Annotated in this window: 7 protein-coding genes; 1 reads left to right on the top strand and 6 read right to left on the bottom strand. The window is 61.0% G+C overall.

The features are described from left to right. Positions 1 to 60 precede the first annotated feature (60 nt). The 5 genes from mnmH to ACW9JC_RS28340 all read right to left on the bottom strand — a co-directional run bounded on the left by mnmH (position 61) and on the right by ACW9JC_RS28340 (position 4,300). On the bottom strand, positions 61 to 1,164 hold the full coding sequence (gene mnmH, locus ACW9JC_RS28360) for a tRNA 2-selenouridine(34) synthase MnmH (protein WP_457459179.1): 1,104 nt from the start codon (positions 1,162 to 1,164) through the stop codon (positions 61 to 63). Continuing rightward, on the bottom strand, positions 1,164 to 2,198 hold the full coding sequence (gene selD / locus ACW9JC_RS28355) for a selenide, water dikinase SelD (RefSeq protein WP_457459177.1): 1,035 nt from the start codon (positions 2,196 to 2,198) through the stop codon (positions 1,164 to 1,166). Before selD ends, mnmH begins: the two co-directional genes overlap by 1 nt. 60 nt (positions 2,199 to 2,258) lie before the next feature. After that, the gene (locus ACW9JC_RS28350; RefSeq protein ID WP_457459175.1) at positions 2,259 to 3,215 is read right to left on the bottom strand and encodes a quinone oxidoreductase family protein; all 957 of its coding nucleotides are present in this window, start codon (positions 3,213 to 3,215) and stop codon (positions 2,259 to 2,261) included. A 30-nt stretch (positions 3,216 to 3,245) separates the two neighbouring features. Continuing rightward, on the bottom strand, positions 3,246 to 3,419 hold the full coding sequence (locus tag ACW9JC_RS28345; protein ID WP_192304656.1) for a DUF1427 family protein: 174 nt from the start codon (positions 3,417 to 3,419) through the stop codon (positions 3,246 to 3,248). Between the two features lie 101 nt (positions 3,420 to 3,520). Beyond that, positions 3,521 to 4,300: an AraC family transcriptional regulator gene (locus ACW9JC_RS28340; RefSeq protein WP_457459172.1), complete on the bottom strand. Its 780-nt coding sequence runs from the start codon at positions 4,298 to 4,300 to the stop codon at positions 3,521 to 3,523. A 147-nt stretch (positions 4,301 to 4,447) separates the two neighbouring features. Between ACW9JC_RS28340 and ACW9JC_RS28335 the strand changes: the two genes are divergently transcribed. After that, positions 4,448 to 4,675 carry a DUF6555 family protein gene (locus ACW9JC_RS28335; protein WP_074880815.1) on the top strand — a complete coding sequence of 76 codons (228 nt, stop codon included), beginning with the start codon at positions 4,448 to 4,450 and terminating at the stop codon, positions 4,673 to 4,675. Positions 4,676 to 4,749: 74 nt separating this feature from the next. Here the strand turns inward: ACW9JC_RS28335 and ACW9JC_RS28330 are convergent, their stop codons facing one another. Further along, positions 4,750 to 4,908, bottom strand: coding sequence for a metallothionein (locus tag ACW9JC_RS28330; protein WP_416129234.1), 159 nt, complete (start codon positions 4,906 to 4,908; stop codon positions 4,750 to 4,752). Positions 4,909 to 5,527: the final 619 nt, after the last annotated feature.

The following is a 5,527-nucleotide window of genomic DNA, read 5'->3' as shown; positions in this document are numbered from 1 at the left end:
TGTTCAATCAAGATCACTGTGGGAGCGGGCTTGCCCGCGATGGGGCCAGCGAAACCACTTTCACCCTCGCTGACTCACCCGCTCCCGCAAATACTCGACAACTGCCCCCCGCTCCCCCGCAAACTCGATCCTCGCACCCTTCTTCTCCCGCTGAAAAACATACATCGGGTCGTAATACTCAACCAGCAACCCTTCGATCCAGCCCCGGTGCAAATCCACCGCGCCGCTGCGGGCCTGCTCGGCCAACGCATCCTCCATCAGGTTCAGCATCCGCCGGTGCCGCTCACCGCCCAGACGCTTCTGCACATTGTTCAAGCTCGCCAGCAAACGCTCGGAAAACAGCGCAAAGCCTTCCTCGCCATGCACAGCGATGAACTCGGCACACAAATCCACCACGTAATCGCGCAGGATCCGCTCGACCCGCCCTTGCAGGCTGTCTTCGAGCCAGACCATCGGAAACTGCTGCATGCCCTGAAACAGCTGCAATGGCAACGCGCAACTGCCGATCGCGCGGCTCTCGTCTTCCAATACGAATTGTTCGAGGCCGTGATTGCGCTTTTTCAGCAGATCCACGGCCAGGCGATTCTCGAAATCGATATTCGACGGTTGGCCCGTGGCGCGCTTGCCGAAACTTGAGCCGCGATGGTTGGCGTAACCCTCAAGGTCCAGCCCGTTGCTCAATTGCGTCAGCACTTCGGTTTTACCGGTGCCGGTCATGCCGCCCAATAAAACGAAATCGCACTGGGCGACGGCCTGGTCGACGGTGTCCAGCAGGAACGTACGCATGGCTTTGTAGCCGCCGCCGACGCGCGGGTAGTCAATGCCCGCTTCGTCCTTGAGCCAGCGCTGGACGATCTGCGAACGCAAGCCGCCACGAAAACAATACAAATACCCGTCGGGATGCGCCCGGGCGAAATCCGCCCATCCTTGGATGCGTTCGGCCTTGATGGCGCCGGAGACCAATTGATGACCCAGTTCGATGGCGGCCTGCTGACCGTGTTGCTTGTAGCAGGTGCCGATCCGCTGCCGCTCGTGATCGTTCATCAGCGGCAGGTTGACCACGCCGGGAAACGCGCCCTTGGTAAATTCAACCGGCGCACGGGCATCCATCATCGGCCGGTCGTTGAGGAAGATGTCGCGGTAATCGGTGTAGTCGACAGACATCAAGACACCTCGACCGCGTTGCTCTGTCGCTCAACCAGTTCGCCGATCGGCGCCAGGTCCAGGCCCAGCTCGGCGGCGACCTTGAGGAATTCAGCGTTGCCTTCGGGAGTAACGGCGATCAACAGGCCACCGCTGGTCTGCGGATCGCACAGCACGCGCTTGTGCAATTCCTGCAGGCGCCCGAGTTTGCTGGCGTAGCTGTCGAAATTGCGCAAGGTGCCACCGGGAACGCAGCCTTGTTCGAGGTAGTACTCGACGCCCGGCAAGCGTGGCACCCGGTCGTATTCGATACGCGCGGTCAGGTGGCTGCCGTCGGCCATTTCCACCAGATGCCCGAGCAGGCCGAAACCGGTGACGTCGGTCATCGCGGTCACGCCTTCAAGCTTGCCGAAGCGGCTGCCGGGTTTGTTCAGGGTGCACATCCAGTCGCGTGCCAGGCCGATGTCGGCGTTGCGCAACTTGCCCTTCTTCTCGGCGGTGGTGAGGATGCCGATGCCCAGGGGTTTGGTCAGGTACAGCAGGCAACCGGCGGTGGCAGTGTCGTTGCGCTTCATGTGGCGCTTTTCCACGAGGCCGGTGACGGCCAGGCCGAAGATCGGCTCCGGCGCGTCGATGGAGTGGCCGCCGGCCAGTGGAATGCCCGCCTCGTCACACACCGAACGACCACCGCGAATCACTTCCCGGGCAATCTCCGGCGCCAGTACGTTAACCGGCCAGCCGAGGATCGCAATCGCCATCAACGGATCGCCGCCCATGGCGTAGATATCGCTGATGGCATTGGTGGCGGCAATGCGCCCGAAATCGAACGGATCGTCGACGATCGGCATGAAAAAGTCGGTGGTCGACACCACGCCACGCTCTTCATCGATGGAGTACACCGCCGCGTCATCGCGCGAGGCATTGCCGACCCACAGTTTCGGGTCCAGATTCTGCGCGCCGCTGCCGGCCAGAATCACTTCCAGCACCTGGGGGGAAATCTTGCAGCCACAGCCAGCGCCGTGGCTGTATTGGGTCAGGCGGATCGGCTCGCTCATCAGGGACTCCTCGCAAAATAATGCGAGGAGTTTATACCAACGCGATTTTGAAGGATCGACTTACGGCAACAGAATCACCTTGTCGCCACTGCCCTGATTCACTTCCGCATATCGCTCCAGCCCTTCAGCCAAAGGCGTTTCGAACAACCCCTGAGGCAACGGCAGCAAGTCCTGATCGAAGAACTTGCCGAACTGGTCGAGCATCGCCGCACAGGCTTGCACGCCATACAGCAACGAGTTGATCCCCACCACCGAACCGCCCTTGCGATACAGCGCCAGCGCCGGCAACTGCACCATGCCATCGACTGGCGCGGCGATGATTGCAATGCGCCCGAATGGGGCCAAAGCCGCAACGGAGGCCGGCAGCCAGAAGCCGGTAGTGTCGAAGATCACGTCAGCGCCACCGGTGAACACAGCGTTCACTTGCGCGCCCAGATCCTCGGGTTTATCCAGTTGCAGCGTTTGATAACCCTGGGCCTGCAAGTCCTTGACCTGCTCCGGCCGGCGCGCCGCCGCCAGCAGCTTGGCGCCCCGCACCTTCGCCAGTGCCAGCGCGGCACTGCCCACCGCCCCACCACCGATCACCAGCAAGCGGGTTTCGGCGTTCACCAGGCTGCGTTCCAGCGCATCCCACGCCGTGGTGTAGGGCACCCCAAGGCTGGCGGCTTGAGCGAAGCTCAAATGCGTCGGTTTGAGGGCTACGCCATTGGCCGGCAGTTTGACGAACTGCGCGTGGGAGCCATCGGCGAAGAATCCTAATTCGCGACCCGTACCCCAAACCTCCTGCCCGAGCAGCGCTTGCGGGCCTTGCACCACGATCCCGGCAAAATCGCGGCCGGGAATTCTCGGCAGCGTGGTGTATGGAAAGCGTCCCAAAACGTTCTTCACGTCGCTGGGATTGAGGCCGGCCGCCTTGATTTCGACCAGTACTTCATCAGCACTGGCAACAGGGGTCGGCACGTCGACGTAGCGCAGGGCCGCGAGGTCGCCGGTTTTGTCGAACTGTAATGCTTTCATGAATGTATCCATCGAGTAGGCGAAGAGGTTTCAGGAGATCCAGCCAGCGACCAACTGCCGGCCCATCGGCCAGAGTTTTTCACCGGCGAGCATGCCCAGCAGACCTATCAGCGCAATGGCCGGTGGCGCGGGCGAACGAAAATCCAGGGCGCCGTAGAGCAGGCCGACACCCAGACCGATAACCAATGAAATGAAGTAGCTCATGGCAGACTCCGTGGGCGATTGAGGTATGCCTGGAGTCTAGAGAGGGAGGGCCGCGAACACCGGCCAAGTGCTTCTGAATTTCGGCCAAACGCCGGTTCGACTCAGCCCTGGCGTTGACTCGCTGAATACTGCGAAGGCGCGACGCCCAGCGCCCGACGGAACATGTCGCTGAAACTGCTGGGCGAATAGCCCAGTTCCCGGGCAATCGCACTGACCGGCACACCCTGGATCAACTCCGCCGCCGCCATCGCCAGTTGCACCTGCCGCCGCCACTCGGCGAAACCCATGCCCAGGCCATCCTTGAACAACCGCGCGAGGGTACGCACGCTGGCGCCGGCGTTTTCGGCATGTTGTTCGAAGGGAATATCCAGCGATGGCTGGGCCATGACCGCCTGACAGAGATTCATCAAACGCCGATCGGAATCGTCCGGCAGCGGGATTTTCAGCAGCGAGCGCCTGGCCCGCTTGAGCTCCAGCAGCGCCAGGCCCACCAATGCTTCGTAATACTCGGGAGCACCGTCGTCGCTCTGCTCCACCAGACCAACGATCAACTCGCGCAACAACCCGCCCACCTCAATCACCTGCACGCTGTCATCCAGCGTCGCGGCCAGGGATGGGCGCAGATAGATATTGCGCATTTGCAGGTCCGACACCACGCGAATCCCGTGGGGCACACCCGGCGGCAACCACACGGCGCGTTGCGGCGGCACCACCAGCGCTTCTTGCGGCGTCTCGACCCACATCACCCCGCTCATCGCATACAGCAACTGCCCCCAGACATGCTCATGCGGCTCGATGAACAACCCGCGCGGGTACGTCCGCGCCAGCGGTTGCACCGGCACATCGGTATCACTCAAATCGGGCGGGGCGGCAAGGGCCATGGTCAATGATCATTGGGGTTGGGGGGACATGCCATGGTAACGAGGCGACGCCGATGCCGCCAGCAACGGCAACCGCCTGACAATCCGACTGAATTTTCCCGGTGGCCCGCGATCCTTCTAAGTACAACAGGGAGGAAGTAGGGCTTTATGAACAACGCAAAACTTTTCGTCATTGAATACACCCTTCACGGCGCCCCCAAGTCGTTCATTATCCGTCTGGACAAAATGGACAACGCCGAGGCCTGGCATTGGGCGAGCTGCGACGCAGGGATCGGAAGAATCCCGCGCTTCGGCCGTGAAAAGGTGCAAAAGACCAGCAAGCCGATGGCAGAAAAATTCGGCGTGGAAAACGTCAAATGGCGGCCGGCCAACTGACAGCGAACACGCGGAAAAGCTTGAAACCGGAAGTGGAGTCCGACCAGGCTCCACATTCCTTTGTGCGATGATTTTCAGTGAGCGCACTTGCAGCCTTGATGGCTGCACTCTTCACCGTGTTCGTGATGCTTGGCGCAGGCTTCACAGCAATAGTGCTTGCCGTGCCGCACGATCGGATGCTCTCCGAGCTTGCAGTTGCATTTCGGACAGTCGCATTTACGGTCATCGGACATGGAGCTGACTCCTTTTGTGGTGGTCGTCGGGGGTTGGGTTGATGGCCCGTTTTACCAGTGTAGGAGTTGGTGAAGGGACAGTTGGAAGAGATTCGGTGGTTTGGAGGACGCCATCGCTGGCAAGCCATGCTCCTACAGTGAGCGGGGATATCTGCAAGATTTTGGTCGGCTGCCAAGCCGCCATCGCCAGTAGGCTGGCTCCCACAGTTGGATTAGGTGTATCTGAAAGGGATTGGTCGGCTGTGAGGACGCCATCGCTGGCAAGCCATGCTCCTACAGTGAGCGGGGATATCTGCAAGATTTTGGTCGGCTGCCAGGCCGCCATCGCCAGCAGGCTGGCTCCCACAGTTGGATTGGTTCTATCTGAAAGGGATTGGTCGGCTGTGAGGACGCCATCGCTGGCAAGCCAGCTCCCACAGTGAGCGGGGATATCTGCAAGATTTTGGTCGGCTGCCAGGACGCCATCGCCAGCAGGCTGGCTCCCACAGTTGGATTGGGTGTTCTGAAAGGGATTGGTTGGCTGTGAGGACGCCATCGCTGGCAAGCCATGCTCCTACAGTGAGTGGGGATATCTGCAAGATTTTGGTCGGCTGCCAGGCCGCCATCGCCAGCAGGCTGG

It is taken from the genome of Pseudomonas sp. SDO5591_S426 (assembly GCF_054070755.1).
Note: the sequence above shows the minus strand (reverse complement) of the source record. Positions and strands in the feature narration are given on the sequence as shown.

Bases quoted from the DNA above. Each gene is read 5' to 3' on its own strand.
- mnmH (WP_457459179.1), bottom strand. From the start codon at position 1,164: ATGTCTGTCGACTACACCGATTACCGCGACATCTTCCTCAACGACCGG.
- selD (WP_457459177.1), bottom strand. From the start codon at position 2,198: ATGAGCGAGCCGATCCGCCTGACCCAATACAGCCACGGCGCTGGCTGT.
- ACW9JC_RS28350 (WP_457459175.1), bottom strand. From the start codon at position 3,215: ATGAAAGCATTACAGTTCGACAAAACCGGCGACCTCGCGGCCCTGCGC.
- ACW9JC_RS28345 (WP_192304656.1), bottom strand. From the start codon at position 3,419: ATGAGCTACTTCATTTCATTGGTTATCGGTCTGGGTGTCGGCCTGCTC.
- ACW9JC_RS28340 (WP_457459172.1), bottom strand. From the start codon at position 4,300: ATGGCCCTTGCCGCCCCGCCCGATTTGAGTGATACCGATGTGCCGGTG.
- ACW9JC_RS28335 (WP_074880815.1), top strand. From the start codon at position 4,448: ATGAACAACGCAAAACTTTTCGTCATTGAATACACCCTTCACGGCGCC.
- ACW9JC_RS28330 (WP_416129234.1), bottom strand. From the start codon at position 4,908: ATGTCCGATGACCGTAAATGCGACTGTCCGAAATGCAACTGCAAGCTC.